12 protein-coding genes and 1 pseudogene are annotated in these 13,786 nt (G+C 64.8%); 6 read left to right on the top strand and 7 right to left on the bottom strand.

Features of this window, described 5'->3' with window-relative positions:
• Positions 1–203 precede the first annotated feature (203 nt).
• The gene (locus tag ACRQ5Q_RS00265) at positions 204–1,007 is read left to right on the top strand and encodes a HesA/MoeB/ThiF family protein (protein ID WP_439372159.1); all 804 of its coding nucleotides are present in this window, start codon (positions 204–206) and stop codon (positions 1,005–1,007) included.
• An 11-nt stretch (positions 1,008–1,018) separates the two neighbouring features.
• Here ACRQ5Q_RS00265 and ACRQ5Q_RS00260 read toward each other — a convergent pair whose 3' ends face one another.
• Positions 1,019–2,020, bottom strand: coding sequence for a 2-hydroxyacid dehydrogenase (locus ACRQ5Q_RS00260; RefSeq protein WP_439372157.1), 1,002 nt, complete (start codon positions 2,018–2,020; stop codon positions 1,019–1,021).
• Positions 2,021–2,349: 329 nt separating this feature from the next.
• Here ACRQ5Q_RS00260 and ACRQ5Q_RS00255 point away from each other — a divergent pair, with 329 nt between their 5' ends.
• The gene (locus ACRQ5Q_RS00255) at positions 2,350–2,880 is read left to right on the top strand and encodes an SH3 domain-containing protein (protein WP_439372156.1); all 531 of its coding nucleotides are present in this window, start codon (positions 2,350–2,352) and stop codon (positions 2,878–2,880) included.
• Positions 2,881–2,945: 65 nt separating this feature from the next.
• Here the strand turns inward: ACRQ5Q_RS00255 and irrA are convergent, their stop codons facing one another.
• Positions 2,946–3,437 (bottom strand): iron response transcriptional regulator IrrA, encoded by a 492-nt coding sequence (gene irrA / locus ACRQ5Q_RS00250; RefSeq protein ID WP_439372155.1) that lies wholly within the window; start codon positions 3,435–3,437, stop codon positions 2,946–2,948.
• A 351-nt stretch (positions 3,438–3,788) separates the two neighbouring features.
• Here irrA and fabA point away from each other — a divergent pair, with 351 nt between their 5' ends.
• From fabA to fabI, 3 genes are all read left to right on the top strand, one after another.
• The gene (fabA, locus tag ACRQ5Q_RS00245; RefSeq protein ID WP_080133780.1) at positions 3,789–4,310 is read left to right on the top strand and encodes a bifunctional 3-hydroxydecanoyl-ACP dehydratase/trans-2-decenoyl-ACP isomerase; all 522 of its coding nucleotides are present in this window, start codon (positions 3,789–3,791) and stop codon (positions 4,308–4,310) included.
• A gap of 40 nt (positions 4,311–4,350) precedes the next feature.
• Positions 4,351–5,574, top strand: a complete 1,224-nt coding sequence (fabB, locus tag ACRQ5Q_RS00240; RefSeq protein ID WP_439395484.1) for a beta-ketoacyl-ACP synthase I — start codon at positions 4,351–4,353, stop codon at positions 5,572–5,574.
• A 119-nt stretch (positions 5,575–5,693) separates the two neighbouring features.
• Positions 5,694–6,494, top strand: a complete 801-nt coding sequence (gene fabI, locus ACRQ5Q_RS00235; RefSeq protein WP_439395483.1) for an enoyl-ACP reductase FabI — start codon at positions 5,694–5,696, stop codon at positions 6,492–6,494.
• 99 nt (positions 6,495–6,593) lie between these two features.
• On the opposite strand, the pseudogene ACRQ5Q_RS00230 reads toward fabI, so the two are convergent.
• The 3 genes and pseudogenes from ACRQ5Q_RS00230 to ACRQ5Q_RS00220 form a co-directional block, all read right to left on the bottom strand.
• Positions 6,594–7,186 (bottom strand): annotated as a pseudogene (locus ACRQ5Q_RS00230) (glutathione S-transferase family protein).
• Positions 7,183–7,647, bottom strand: coding sequence for a GNAT family N-acetyltransferase (locus ACRQ5Q_RS00225; protein ID WP_439395481.1), 465 nt, complete (start codon positions 7,645–7,647; stop codon positions 7,183–7,185). The pseudogene ACRQ5Q_RS00230 and the gene ACRQ5Q_RS00225 overlap by 4 nt, the downstream one beginning before the upstream one ends.
• 6 nt (positions 7,648–7,653) lie before the next feature.
• On the bottom strand, positions 7,654–8,580 hold the full coding sequence (locus tag ACRQ5Q_RS00220; RefSeq protein ID WP_439372148.1) for a LysR substrate-binding domain-containing protein: 927 nt from the start codon (positions 8,578–8,580) through the stop codon (positions 7,654–7,656).
• 114 nt (positions 8,581–8,694) lie between these two features.
• Between ACRQ5Q_RS00220 and katG the strand changes: the two genes are divergently transcribed.
• The gene (gene katG / locus ACRQ5Q_RS00215; protein WP_439372146.1) at positions 8,695–10,860 is read left to right on the top strand and encodes a catalase/peroxidase HPI; all 2,166 of its coding nucleotides are present in this window, start codon (positions 8,695–8,697) and stop codon (positions 10,858–10,860) included.
• A gap of 117 nt (positions 10,861–10,977) precedes the next feature.
• Here katG and pnp read toward each other — a convergent pair whose 3' ends face one another.
• Together pnp and rpsO are read right to left on the bottom strand one after the other, a co-directional pair.
• The gene (gene pnp / locus ACRQ5Q_RS00210) at positions 10,978–13,140 is read right to left on the bottom strand and encodes a polyribonucleotide nucleotidyltransferase (protein WP_439395479.1); all 2,163 of its coding nucleotides are present in this window, start codon (positions 13,138–13,140) and stop codon (positions 10,978–10,980) included.
• 374 nt (positions 13,141–13,514) lie between these two features.
• On the bottom strand, positions 13,515–13,784 hold the full coding sequence (gene rpsO / locus ACRQ5Q_RS00205; protein ID WP_008540131.1) for a 30S ribosomal protein S15: 270 nt from the start codon (positions 13,782–13,784) through the stop codon (positions 13,515–13,517).
• Positions 13,785–13,786: the final 2 nt, after the last annotated feature.

The following is a 13,786-nucleotide window of genomic DNA, read 5'->3' as shown; positions in this document are numbered from 1 at the left end:
TGCGGCGGTTCAGGTGGCTGAGAGGCCAGAACTGAGGTCCTCATCCTGAGGCGCGGCCCGACGGCCGCCTCTCGAAGGATGGCCACAGGCGATATCGGCGCCTTCATGGTTCGACGGCGATGCGTAGCATCGTCCGGAGACGCGTTCCGCGCTCCTCACCATGAGGATCGAGAGCGAAGGCGTGGTAAGAGAGGCGTAGGACGATGCTGAGCCCGGACGAACTCGAACGCTATGCCCGCCATATCGTGCTGCGCGATGTCGGTGGTCCCGGCCAGGCTGCGTTGAAAAAGGCCTCCGTGCTGGTGATCGGCGCCGGTGGGCTCGGTGCGCCCGCCCTGATGTATCTGGCCGCGGCCGGTGTCGGCACGCTCGGCGTGGTCGACGACGACGTGGTGTCGCTGTCCAACCTGCAGCGCCAGGTGATCCACACGACGCCCGATATCGGCCGGCACAAGGTCGAAAGCGCGGCGGAGCGCATCGCGGCGCTCAATCCGCATGTGCGCTTCGTCGGCCACGCCACCTGGCTGAACGCCGATAACGCGCTCAGCCTGATCGGCGATTACGACCTCGTGCTCGACGGCTCCGACAATTTCTCGACGCGCTATCTCGTCTCCGACGCCTGCTTCTTCGCGAAGCGGCCGCTGATCACCGCGGCGCTCGGCACCTTCGACGGCTCGCTCACCACCATCCGCGCGCATGAGACCAACGAAGCCGGGGAATTCAACCCGACCTATCGCTGCCTGTTTCCGGAGGCGCCGCCGCCGGGCACGATACCGGCCTGCGCCGAGGCCGGCGTCATGGGCGCGCTCGCGGGCGTGCTCGGCTCGATGATGGCGCTGGAGGCGATCCGCGAGATCGTCGGCTTCGGGGATGGCCTGGTTGGCCGCCTGCTGATGATCGATGCACGCGCGATGCGCTTCGAGACGCTGCGCTATTCTCGCGATCCCGCAAATCCGCTCAACGGCGATGGGCCTGTGTTCGAGGATCTCAGCGTCCACCGCGAGTAGCGCGCGGCACCCTACAGCATGCTCGGCAGCACGCGGTCCGGCGGCTTGTGCGCGTCGAGGAAGGTGCGGATGTTGATGATGACCTTCTCGCCCATCTCGACGCGGCCCTCGATCGTGGCCGAGCCCATATGCGGCAGCAGCGTCACCTTGCCCGCCTTGGCGAGCCGCACCAGTTTCGGGTTCACCGCAGGCTCGTGCTCGTAGACGTCGAGGCCGGCGCCGCCGATCTCGCCGCCTTCGATCAGCTTGACCAGCGTGTCCTCGTCGGTCACCTCGCCGCGCGCGGTGTTGACGATGTAGGCGTCCTTGCGGATCAGCTTCAGCCGCCGCGCCGAAAGCAGATGATAGGTCGCCGGCGTGTGTGGGCAGTTCACCGAGATGATGTCCATCCGTGCCAGCATCTGGTCGAGGCTTTCCCAATACGTCGCGCCGAGCTCCTCGGCGATCTTGGGGGCGACGGGACGGCGGTTGTGATAGTGGATCTGCAGGCCGAAGGCGCGGGCACGGCGCGCCACCGCCTGGCCGATGCGGCCCATGCCGACGATGCCGAGACGTTTTCCGCCGATGCGGTGGCCGAGCATCCAGGTCGGCGACCAGCCGGCCCAGGATTTTCCGTCCGTGAGGATCGAGGCGCCTTCGATCATCCGCCGCGGCACGGCCAGGATCAGCGCCATGGTCATGTCGGCGGTGTCTTCGGTCAGAACCTTTGGCGTGTTGGTGACGGTGATGCCACGGGCATGCGCGGCCTCGACATCGATATTGTCGACGCCGTTGCCGAAATTGGCGATCAGGCGGAGCTTGCAGTCGGCCTGGTTGACGATGTCGGCGGTGATGTGGTCGGTGACGGTCGGGACCAGCACGTCGGCGGTGCGCGCGGCTTCCGCGATCTGCTCAGGTGACATCGGCGTGTCGTCGAGATTGATCCGCGCGTCGAACAGCTCGCGCATCCGCGTCTCGATCGAATCCGGCAGCTTGCGCGTCACCACGACGAGGGGCTTTTTCTTCACCGACATGTCCTGCTCTCATGAGGCGCCGCACGCCGCCTCTGTCGCCAAAGGCCGGTCGTTCAGCCCTCATTAACCCGGTTGTTCGACACTGCCCGTGCCGTGTCGTCCCCGGCGTTTCCTTCAAGCTCTCCCGACATTTCCAGGCTGGAAAATCGGGGCAAACTGGTTGTTCAAGTGCCCGTCCTCTCTAGCAGAAGGCCGGGCCAAAACAAGAACCACGGGCCGGCTTGGTGGAACACCCGCGTGGGGCGGGTCAGGAACTGGCGCGGCAGGGTTTTTGGAATTTTGGGGTGAGGGGTCGGCGCGTGGCCGGGTCCTCGACAGGAGACGGGTTGATGGCGTTGGGGCGTTTTTGTTCGGTGATGGCGCTCGCTTGCACCTGGTTGAGCGCCTCGGTCGGCCCCTCGCATTCGGCGAAGGACAACACGCCGCAGACCGCCAGCGGCTTGCCGGTGCCGCGCTATGTCAGCCTCAAGTCGGACCACGTCAACGTCCGCGCCGGCCCGACCAAGGACAATGATGTGGCCTGGGTCTATACCCGCGCCGGGCTGCCGGTCGAAATCACTGCCGAGTTCGAGAACTGGCGCCGGGTGCGCGATTCCGAGGGCGCCGAGGGCTGGGTCTATCACTCGCTGCTGTCGGGCCGCCGCACTGCGGTCGTCACCATGAAGCACAAGGACGACCTCGCGCCGATCTACGACCGGGCTGATCCCGACAGCGCGGTCACGGCCAGGCTCCAGGCCGGCGTCGTCACCCAGGTGAGGAAGTGCGCTGCAAACTGGTGCCGCGTCACCGGTAACGGTTTTGACGGCTGGATCCAGCAGGAACGCCTCTGGGGCGTTTATTCGGACGAGCAGGTGAATTGACTTGTTGTCGTACCGGTCTCCCGTGCGCAATTGCGCACTGGCCGGGACGACCCTGCAGGTAAACCTCAGCGCTTCTTGCGCAGGCGCACGACCATGTCGATGCGGGAGATCTCGTACCCCTCGGGCACCTCCGGCATCTTGGACAGCGCCAGATGCGGATCCTCGATGTCGACCAGCTCGTGGCTGTTCTCGAGGTAATAGTGGTGGTGGGTGGTGACGTTGGTGTCGAAATAGGTCTTGGTGCCGTCGACGCTGACCTGGCGGAGCAGGCCGGCGTCGGTGAGCTGGTTCAGCGTGTTGTAGACGGTCGCCAGCGACACCGGGACCTTGGCGAGCGTCGCTTCCTCGTACAGCATTTCAGCCGTGAGGTGCCGCGCACCCTTGCCGAATAGAAGCCAGCCGAGCGCCATCCGCTGGCGCGTCGGACGCAGCCCGGCAGACTGGAGCATTTCGTTGACGTCGTGCCAGGGGCAGCCGGTCAGTGCCGGCTGGCGGCCGGACAGAAGGGCCGCGGCATGGACCTCGTCGTCGTGATGGGGCGCGGTATTCTCGCTCATTTCCAGATTTCGGGCACGCGTGAACAATAACTCCCTGCAATATAAGAATAGAAAGATGCAGATGCAAGTTTCTCGCAACTAGAGAGCTTCTAATCAGCTCTGGAACCTGGCGAGGACACCGTCATTTTACCTTCATGAGACCGCTTTGCCACTGAAATCGCCTGTGTTAGAGAGCCCGCGGTTCCGCTTAGCCGATTTTGGCGCAACCGGGCATGGAGCCCGGTCCGCCGTCCATCCGGGGCTTGCGGGAGCTGCGCCTGACGACGGCAAGTGGCGTTGCTCTCCGACCGAGCCGGGGCCCATTTTCGCCAAAGAACGCCGCTCAACCGGAATTTGAACAGAGGCTCGTGCATGCTGAACAGGCGCAACGGTTACGAATACGAGGATTTGCTGGCATGCGCGCGCGGCGAGATGTTCGGCCCGGGCAATGCCCAGCTGCCGCTGCCGCCGATGCTGATGTTCGATCGCATCACGGAAATCAACGACAATGGTGGCGAGTTCGGCAAGGGGCTCGTGCGCGCCGAGCTCGACGTGAAGCCGGACCTCTGGTTCTTCGGCTGCCACTTCAAGAACGATCCGGTGATGCCCGGCTGCCTCGGCCTTGATGCGCTGTGGCAAATGGTCGGCTTTTATCTGGGCTGGATCGGCGGCGAAGGTCGCGGCCGTGCGCTTGGCCTCAACGAGTTGAAGTTCAGCGGCCAGGTGCTGCCCGAGGCCCGCAAGGTTGTGTACAACGTCGACATGAAGCGCGTGATGCGCTCAAAGCTCGTGCTCGGTATCGCCGACGGGTGGCTTTCGGTCGATGACCAGATTATCTATCGCGCCAAGGATCTGAAGGTCGGCCTGTTCAAGCAGGGCACGAGCCTGGGCTGAGGCGCATCACACGAAAGACAACGATTTAGGCGAGGCTGTCATGAGGCGGGTTGTGGTCACCGGAATGGGCATCGTTTCGTCCATCGGAAACAACACCCAGGAAGTGCTTGCGAGCCTTCACGAGGCGAGGTCGGGCATTTCGCGGGCTGAGAAATATGCCGAGCTCGGCTTCCGTTCGCAGGTGCAAGGTGAGCCGACGCTCGATCCGTCGACGGTGGTCGACCGCCGCGCCATGCGTTTCCTCGGTCAGGGCGCAGCGTGGAATCACGTCGCAATGGAGCAGGCGATCCAGGACTCCGGTCTGTCGCCCGACGAAGTCTCCAACATCCGCACCGGCATCATCATGGGCTCCGGCGGACCGTCAGCGCGCACCATCGTCGAATCCGCCGACATCACCCGCACCAAGGGGCCGAAGCGCGTCGGGCCGTTTGCGGTGCCGAAGGCGATGTCGTCTACGGCCTCCGCGACGCTCGCGACCTGGTTCAAGATCAAGGGCGTGAACTATTCGATCTCCTCGGCCTGCGCGACGTCGAACCACTGCGTCGGCAATGCCTATGAGACGATCCAGATCGGCAAGCAGGACGTCATTTTCGCCGGCGGCTGCGAGGAGCTGGACTGGTCGCTGTCGGTGCTGTTCGACGCCATGGGGGCAATGTCCTCGAAATACAACGACACGCCGGCAACCGCGTCGCGCCCCTACGACGTCAACCGCGACGGCTTCGTCATCGCCGGCGGCGCCGGCGTGCTGGTGCTGGAAGAGCTCGAGCATGCCAAGGCGCGCGGCGCGCGCATCTACGGCGAGATCGTCGGCTATGGCGCGACGTCGGACGGCCACGACATGGTCGCGCCGTCGGGCGAAGGTGCAGAGCGCTGCATGCGCATGGCGATGTCGACGGTGAAGACCAAGGTCGACTACATCAATCCGCACGCGACCTCGACGCCAGCCGGGGATCCGCCGGAGATCGAGGCGATCCGCAGGGTGTTCGGCGTCGGAGAGAAGTGCCCGCCGATCTCGGCGACCAAGGCGCTGACCGGCCATTCGCTGGGCGCGACCGGCGTGCAGGAGGCGATCTACTCGCTGCTGATGATGAACAACGGCTTCATCTGCGAGAGCGCGCACATCCAGGAGCTCGATCCCGTGTTTGCCGACATGCCGATCGTGCGCAAGCGCATCGACAACGTGAAGGTCGGCACCGTGCTGTCGAACTCGTTCGGCTTCGGCGGCACCAACGCCACGCTGGTGCTCAGCCGGCTGGATGTGTGAGCCCCACACCTCGGCTTCTCGGCCTGTAATCGCCGTCACTGGAATACTGAATCGCCCGCCCAGTGCGCGAGCGCGCACAAGGCGGGCGATGACGTCGGAATGATAGGAGCCGCAAGGCAATGGAAGGACTGATGAAAGGCAAGCGCGGTCTGATCATGGGCATCGCCAATGATCATTCGATCGCCTGGGGCATGGCGAAGACGCTGCATGCCCATGGCGCCGAGCTTGCCTTCACCTTCCAGGGCGAGGCCCTTGGCAAGCGCGTCAAGCCGCTGGCTGAATCGCTCGGTGTCGACTTGGTGCTGCCCTGCGACGTCGAGGACATCGCCAGCGTCGATGCCACATTCGCTGTGCTGCGCGAAAAATGGGGCAAGCTCGATTTCGTCATCCACGCCATCGGTTTTGCCGACAAGAACGAGCTGAAGGGCCGCTACGCCGACACCAGCCGCGAGAACTTTTCGCGTACCATGGTGATCTCCTGCTTCTCGTTCACGGAGGTCGCAAAACGTGCCGCCGAGCTGATGACCGACGGCGGCAGCATGATCACGCTGACGTTCGGCGCCTCCGAGCGCTCGATGCCGAACTACAATGTGATGGGCGTCGCCAAGGCGGCGCTGGAAGCCTCCGTGCGCTACCTCGCCTCCGATTTCGGGCCGCGCGGCATCCGCGTCAACGCGATCTCTGCGGGCCCCATCCGCACTCTCGCGGGCTCCGGCATCGGCGAGGCGCGCGCGATGTTCGCCTTCATGCAGAGGCACGCGCCGCTTCGCCGCGGCGTCACGCTCGACGAGCTCGGCGGCTCGGCCCTGTATCTGCTGTCCGACCTCTCCGGCGGAGTGACCGGCGAGATCCACTATGTCGATTCCGGCTACAACATCGTCCTGATGCCGCGGCCGGATGATCTGAAGGCCCCGGAGTAGGGCAAAGGCGCGTCCTTCGCGCGCCGTGCCCACCATCTCTCCGCGATCACAACGCCAGTGGTGGGCACGCTCAGCTTTGCCCACCCTGCGAGATTTACCTTACCCCGCCGCGATCTTCTCCGCGCGCTGGAACGCCGGTCGCGCCATGCAGCGCGCGAGATAAGCATCGAACGCCGGCCGCGACGGCACCATCTTGAACAGGCGCACTGCGAAATTCAGGCCCGAGCCGACCGTGACGTCGGCGGCGGAAAACTCCTCGCCGAGAATCCACGGGCCGTTGGCGAGCGCGGCCTCCAGCACGTCGAACACCTGCGTCGCGCTGCCCCACGCCGCGGTCGAGGCCGCGATCTCGATCTTGGTGAAGATCTGGATGATGGCGGGCTCGATGCAACCGGGCGAGAAGAACAGCCATTGCAGATAGCGCGCGCGGCGCGGATCGGTCACGGCGGGCGCGAGCTTGGTCTCGGGATAGCGGTCGGCGATATAGGCGCAGATCGCCGCGGCTTCGCCCCGGCATCGCCATCGGTCAGCGCCGGCACCTTGCCCATCGGGTTGATCTTCAGATAGTCCGGCGCCTTCTGCGCGCCGGTCGAGATGTCGGTCAGCACGCGCTCATAGGGCAGGCCGCTCTCCTCCATCAGCCAGAGCGTCGTGAACGAGCGCGAGCGGGGCGACCAATAGAGCCTGATCATCGGGCGTTTCCGTTGTTCTTCCACCGATAATGTTTCATCATGAACCCGTTCGAAGGCTCGATCTCCTCCTTCTCGAACACAAAACCTTCGCGCTCGTACCAGCGCCAGGCCTTTTCGTTCTCGCGCACGCAGCGTAGATACATCTCGTCCGGCATTTGCGTGCGCGTGAAGGCGAGCAGCTTTCGCCCGAGCGATTGCCCCTGATAGGCGGGCCCGACGAACAGCATGTCGAGATAGAGCTTTGGCAGATGCAGCGCCAGCATTGCGGCGATGGTGCCGTTGTCGTCGGCGACGAACAGGCTCCAGCCGTCCTCGATCTCGCGCCGAATGCGCGCGCGCAGGTTAGCCAGCAGGAATTCGCTGGCTTCACCGAGGCCGGTCGAAGCCCAGCTCTCCATCCAGACGCGACCGATCTCGTCATACTCGTCGCTGCGCGCGGGACGGATGATCGGATCTGACATCGACGTTCAACCCCGTTGGCTGCGCACGGTCTGCCGTGCGCGCACCTTGCCGGCCGACAGGCACACCACCTCGGAAATCTGCAGCAGCTGCCGCGCCAGCGGGCTGGTCTTGCGCCAGACCATGCCGATGGTGCGCGAGGGCTGCGGGTCGCGGAAGCGCGTCAGCGAGACCGAGGCCGATCGCGTCTCCACCGGCACGGCCATCTCCGGGATCAAGGTGACGCCGATGCCGGCGCTGACCATCTGCACCAGCGTCGACAGCGAGTTCGCATCCAGCATCTCGCGCGGCGGCGCCGACTGCATGTTGCAGAACGACAGCGCCTGATCGCGGAAGCAGTGACCCTCCTCGAGCAGCAGCAGGCGCATCTCCCGCATCATCTCCCGCGAGGGCGCTGGCGTCCCCTCATCGGCGCCCGGCCGCACCAGCAGGAATTTCTCCTCGAACAGGGCGACCTCGGTGAGCGAGGGCTCCGACACCGGCAGCGCCACGATGGCGGTGTCGAGCCGTCCCTCGACCAGCTCCTGGATCAGCCGCGGCGTCATGGTCTCGCGCACGCGGATATCGAGCTCCGGATGCATGCGCGTGAGGTTCTTGGTGATCTTGGGCAGCAGATACGGCGCGATGGTCGGGATCATGCCGATGCGCAGGCGGCCGGCGAAGCGGTCCTGCGAGGCGCGAGCGAAATCGCCGAGCTCGTCGACCGAGCGCAGGATGTCGCGGACACGTTGCGCGAGCTCCTCGCCGAACCGGGTCAGCGCGACCTGCCGCGCGCTGCGCTCCAGCAGCAGGCCGCCGAGCGTCTCCTCCAGCTCCTTGATCTGCATCGACAGCGCCGGCTGCGAAATCGAGCAGGCCTCGGCCGCGCGGCCGAAATGGCCGTGGCGCGCCAGCGCGTCGAAATACCGGAGCTGGCGCAGCGTCAGATTGATCATAAGAAAATCCTATCGCAGCGATCATTAAAGTCAACTTCACCTGATAGAAGGCGCCGCCTAGAGTGGTTCTACCTGGTCAAAGGGCGCCGTCGGACGCCACCAGAGGAGGTAATCATGGACGACACTTCGAAGTGCCCGTTTTCGGGCGGAAAACCCACGCGCGTGAACCGCGACTGGTGGCCAACCCAGCTCAGCATCGAGATGCTGCACAAGAATTCCGACCTGTCCGACCCGATGGGCAAGGAGTTCGATTACGCCAAGGAGTTCAAGTCGCTCGACCTGAACGCGGTCATCAAGGACCTGACCGCCCTGATGACGGACTCGCAGGAATGGTGGCCGGCCGACTTCGGTCACTATGGCGGCCTGATGATCCGCATGGCCTGGCACAGCGCGGGCACCTACCGCATCACCGACGGCCGCGGCGGCGCCGGCGCCGGTCAGCAGCGCTTCGCGCCCCTGAACAGCTGGCCCGACAACGCCAACCTCGACAAGGCGCGCCGTCTGCTCTGGCCGATCAAGCAGAAGTACGGCCGCAAGATTTCCTGGGCCGATTTGATGGTGCTCGCCGGCAACGTCGCGCTGGAATCGATGGGCTTCAAGACCTTCGGTTTCGCCGGTGGCCGCGCCGACGTCTGGGAGCCGGAAGAGCTCTATTGGGGTCCGGAAGGCACCTGGCTCGGCGATGAACGCTACAGCGGCGAACGCCAGCTGGCCGAACCGCTCGGTGCCGTGCAGATGGGCCTCATCTACGTCAATCCGGAAGGCCCGAACGGCAAGCCGGATCCCGTCGCCGCGGCCAAGGACATCCGCGAGACGTTTGCCCGAATGGCGATGAATGACGAGGAGACGGTCGCGCTGATCGCCGGTGGCCACACCTTCGGCAAGACCCACGGCGCGGGCGATCCCTCGCTGGTCGGACCGGAGCCGGAAGCGGGTGCACTGGAGGATCAGGGCCTCGGCTGGAAGAGCAAGCACGCTTCGGGCCTCGCCGGCGATGCCATCACCAGCGGTATCGAGGTGACCTGGACGACGACCCCGACGAAGTGGAGCAACAACTTCTTCGAGAACCTGTTCAAGTACGAATGGGAGCTGACCAAGAGCCCGGGCGGCGCGAACCAGTGGACGGCCAAGGGCGCCGACGCGATCATCCCCGACGCCTTCGACAAGTCGAAGAAGCACCGGCCGACCATGCTGACGACGGACCTGTCGCTGCGCATGGACCCGGCCTATGAAAAGATCTCGCGCCGCTTCCTCGAAAACCCCGATCAGTTCGCGGACGCGTTCGCCCGCGCCTGGTTCAAGCTGACCCATCGCGACATGGGCCCGATCCAGCGTTATCTCGGCCCGCTGGTGCCGAAGGAGACGCTGATCTGGCAGGATCCGATTCCGGCCGTGGACCACGAACTGGTCGGCGAGCAGGATATCGCCGCGCTGAAGACCAAGATCCTGGCTTCGGGCCTCTCGGTGTCCGAGCTGGTCTCGACCGCCTGGGCGTCGGCCTCGACGTTCCGCGGCTCGGACAAGCGTGGCGGCGCCAATGGCGCCCGCATCCGCCTTGCCCCGCAGAAGGACTGGGAGGTGAACCAGCCGGCCCAGCTTTCCAAGGTGCTCGGCAAGCTCGAAGCGATCCAGAAGGACTTCAACGCGTCATCAGGCGCGAAGAAGGTCTCGCTTGCGGATCTGATCGTACTCGGCGGTACCGCCGCGGTCGAGAAGGCCGCCAAGGATGCCGGCGTCGACGTCAAGGTCGGCTTCACGCCGGGCCGCATGGACGCTTCGCAGGAGCAGACCGACGCGGAGTCCTTCGCGCCGCTCGAGCCCCGGGCCGATGGCTTCCGCAACTATGTCGGCAAGAGGCATCAGTTCCTGCAGGAGGAAGAAGCCCTCGTCGATCGCGCGCAGCTGCTCAAGCTCACCGGCCCCGAGATGACGGTGCTGGTCGGCGGCCTGCGTGTACTGGGCGCCAATGCGAACGGCTCGAAGCACGGCGTCTTCACCACGAAGGTGGGAACGCTGAGCAACGACTTCTTCGTCAACCTGCTCGACATGAGCGCGCAGTGGACGCCGGTGGCCGACGGCACCTACGAGGCACGCGACCGCAAGACCAATGCGGTGAAGTGGACCGGCACCCGCGCCGATCTCATCTTCGGCGCGCACTCGCAGCTCCGCGCCTTCGCCGAGGTCTATGCGACCTCGGACTCCAAGGAGAAGTTCGTCAAGGACTTCGCCAAGGCCTGGACCAAGGTGATGAACCTCGACCGCTACGACATCGCGGCGTGAGGCCGGTTCACCTCTCCCATAGGGAGAGGTGAAGAGCAGCGCGCTGACCGATCGAAGCACAAACAAAAAGGGCGGCCTTTCGGCCGCCCTTCGTTTTTCTGCACTGTGTAGCGAGGCTTACTCGCCGGCCGCTTCGCGCGGGGCCTTCTCGCCCTCGGCGGCCTTGTCCTTGGCCTCGAGGTCCTCGCCGGTGGTCTGATCGACCACCTTCATCGACAGGCGGGTCTTGCCGCGGTCGTCGAAGCCGAGCAGCTTGACCTTCACCTTGTCGCCTTCCTTGACGACGTCGGAGGTCTTCTGCACGCGGTTGGCCGCGAGCTGGCTGATGTGGACGAGCCCGTCCTTGGAGCCGAAGAAGTTCACGAAGGCGCCGAACTCCATCACCTTGACGACGGTACCGTCATAGATCTGGCCGACTTCCGGCTCGGACGCGATCGACTTGATCCACTTGATCGCAGCCTTCATCGCCTCGCCGTCTGAGGAGGCGACCTTCACGGTGCCGTCGTCCTCGATGTTGACCTTGGCGCCGGTCTTCTCGACGATCTCGCGGATCACCTTGCCGCCGGTGCCGATCACTTCGCGGATCTTGTCGGTCGGGATCTTGAAGGTCTCGATGCGCGGCGCGTATTCGCCGAGCTCGGCGCGGGCGTTGGTGAGCGCCTTGGCCATCTCGCCGAGGATGTGGATGCGGCCTTCCTTGGCCTGGCCGAGGGCGACCTTCATGATCTCCTCGGTAATGCCCTCGATCTTGATGTCCATCTGGAGCGAGGTGATGCCTTGCTCGGTACCGGCAACCTTGAAGTCCATGTCGCCGAGATGATCCTCGTCACCCAGGATGTCCGAGAGCACCGCGTAGCGCTTGTCTTCGAGGATCAGGCCCATCGCGATGCCCGCGGTCGGCCGCTTCATCGGCACGCCGGCGTCCATCAGCGCGAGCGAGGCGCCGCAGACCGAAGCCATCGACGAGGAGCCGTTGGATTCGGTGATCTCCGAGACCACGCGCACGGTGTAGGGGAATTCGTGATGCGGCGGCAGCACGGGATGGATCGCGCGCCAGGCCAGCTTGCCGTGGCCGATCTCGCGGCGCTTGGTGCCGCCCAGGCGGCCGGTCTCGCCGACCGAGAAGGGCGGGAAGTTGTAGTGCAGCAGGAACGTTTCCTTGTACGTCCCCGACAGCGCGTCGATGTACTGCTCGTCCTCGCCCGTGCCGAGCGTGGTCACCACCATCGCCTGGGTCTCGCCGCGGGTGAACAGCGCCGAGCCGTGAGCGCGGGGCAGCACGCCGACTTCGGCGACGATGTTGCGCACGGTCTTGACGTCGCGGCCGTCGATGCGCTTGCCGGTATCCAGAATGTTCCAGCGAACGATCTTGGCTTCGAGCTCCTTGAACACCGCGGCGATGCGGAGCTTGTCGTATTTCGGCTCCTGCCCTTCGGGGAAATAGTGAGCGATCACCTTCTCCTTGACCTTGCCGACCGCGGCGTAGCGATCCTGCTTGACCGGAATGGCGTAGGCGGCGCGCAGCTCCTGCTCGACGAGGCCGAGCATCTCCTTCTCGAGCGCGGCGTTGTCTATCACGGTGACTTCGCGCGGCTCCTTGGCGGCCTTCTCGGCGAGCTCGATGATCGCGTTGATCACCGGCTGGAAGTGGCGGTGACCGAACATCACGGCGCCGAGCATGATGTCCTCGTTCAGCTCCTTGGCCTCCGATTCCACCATCAGCACGGCGTCGGCGGTGCCGGCGACGACCAGGTCGAGCTGGGTGTCGACCATCTCGTCGAGCGTCGGGTTGAGGATGAACTCGTCATTGGCGAAGCCGACGCGCGCGGCGCCGATCGGCCCCTTGAACGGCGCGCCGGAGAGCGTCAGCGCAGCCGACGATGCCACCAGCGCGACGATGTCGGGATCGTTCTCCATGTCGTGCGACAGCACGGTGGCGATCACCTGGGTCTCGTTGCGCCAGCCGTCGACGAACAGCGGGCGGATCGGACGGTCGATCAGGCGGGAGACCAGCGTCTCCTTCTCGGTCGGACGGCCCTCACGCTTGAAATAGCCGCCGGGAATGCGGCCCGCAGCGTAGGTCTTCTCCTGGTAGTCGACGGTCAGCGGCAGGAAGTCGACGCCTTCGCGCGGCGCCTTCGCCGCGACGACGGTGGCGAGCACCACGGTCTCGCCATAGGTGGCGATGACGGCGCCGTCGGCCTGGCGAGCGATCTTGCCGGTTTCGAGCTTGAGGGGGCGTCCGCCCCAGTCGATCTCGACTGAATGCTTAGTGAACATAGAGGTCTTCTTTCATGGGTTCTCGAAAGAAGGGACGCTTCGAAAAACAAAAACCATGCGCAAGATTGCGGGACGCTGATCGGAGCGGATGATCAGCGTCCTGCGATCCTGCCATGGTTTTTGGATGTCGGATGGCGTCCATCCTTTCGGGTCATACGGGCGCCTTGCCCGTTGTGCCCAGCCGCCGGATTGCTGCTGGACTGTCAGTCGGCACGAACGCGAACACCGAACCGCGGTCTTCGGTCATGCCCCGGATGCGAGTGGTTGTTGGCCCGCATCCGACGCGCACGCAGCCTCGATCAAAAACCTTCAAATAAGCGCTTTCGCTCGAAACCACGCGCAAAAACGCGCGCCAGTGGCGCGCGCAGGAACCGTCAACGACGAATGTTGTGCTTCTCGAGCAGCGCCTTGTAGCGCGCCTCGTCCTTCTTCTTGAGGTAGTCGAGGAGCGAGCGGCGGGTCGAGACCAGCTTCAAGAGGCCGCGACGCGAATGATTGTCCTTCACGTGGGTCTTGAAATGGTTGGTGAGGTTGTTGATGCGTTCCGACAGGATCGCGACCTGAACCTCGGGCGAGCCGGTGTCGCCGGCCTTGGTGGCATTCGTCTTGATGACTTCCGCTTTGCGTTCTGCGGCAATCGACATCG

The organism is Bradyrhizobium sp. PMVTL-01 (assembly GCF_051861855.1).
Taxonomy (GTDB): Bacteria; Pseudomonadota; Alphaproteobacteria; order Rhizobiales; family Xanthobacteraceae; genus Bradyrhizobium.
Note: the sequence above shows the minus strand (reverse complement) of the source record. Positions and strands in the feature narration are given on the sequence as shown.

Bases quoted from the DNA above. Each gene is read 5' to 3' on its own strand.
- ACRQ5Q_RS00265 (WP_439372159.1), top strand. From the start codon at position 204: ATGCTGAGCCCGGACGAACTCGAACGCTATGCCCGCCATATCGTGCTG.
- ACRQ5Q_RS00260 (WP_439372157.1), bottom strand. From the start codon at position 2,020: ATGTCGGTGAAGAAAAAGCCCCTCGTCGTGGTGACGCGCAAGCTGCCG.
- ACRQ5Q_RS00255 (WP_439372156.1), top strand. From the start codon at position 2,350: ATGGCGTTGGGGCGTTTTTGTTCGGTGATGGCGCTCGCTTGCACCTGG.
- irrA (WP_439372155.1), bottom strand. From the start codon at position 3,437: ATGAGCGAGAATACCGCGCCCCATCACGACGACGAGGTCCATGCCGCG.
- fabA (WP_080133780.1), top strand. From the start codon at position 3,789: ATGCTGAACAGGCGCAACGGTTACGAATACGAGGATTTGCTGGCATGC.
- fabB (WP_439395484.1), top strand. From the start codon at position 4,351: ATGAGGCGGGTTGTGGTCACCGGAATGGGCATCGTTTCGTCCATCGGA.
- fabI (WP_439395483.1), top strand. From the start codon at position 5,694: ATGGAAGGACTGATGAAAGGCAAGCGCGGTCTGATCATGGGCATCGCC.
- ACRQ5Q_RS00225 (WP_439395481.1), bottom strand. From the start codon at position 7,647: ATGTCAGATCCGATCATCCGTCCCGCGCGCAGCGACGAGTATGACGAG.
- ACRQ5Q_RS00220 (WP_439372148.1), bottom strand. From the start codon at position 8,580: ATGATCAATCTGACGCTGCGCCAGCTCCGGTATTTCGACGCGCTGGCG.
- katG (WP_439372146.1), top strand. From the start codon at position 8,695: ATGGACGACACTTCGAAGTGCCCGTTTTCGGGCGGAAAACCCACGCGC.
- pnp (WP_439395479.1), bottom strand. From the start codon at position 13,140: ATGTTCACTAAGCATTCAGTCGAGATCGACTGGGGCGGACGCCCCCTC.
- rpsO (WP_008540131.1), bottom strand. From the start codon at position 13,784: ATGTCGATTGCCGCAGAACGCAAAGCGGAAGTCATCAAGACGAATGCC.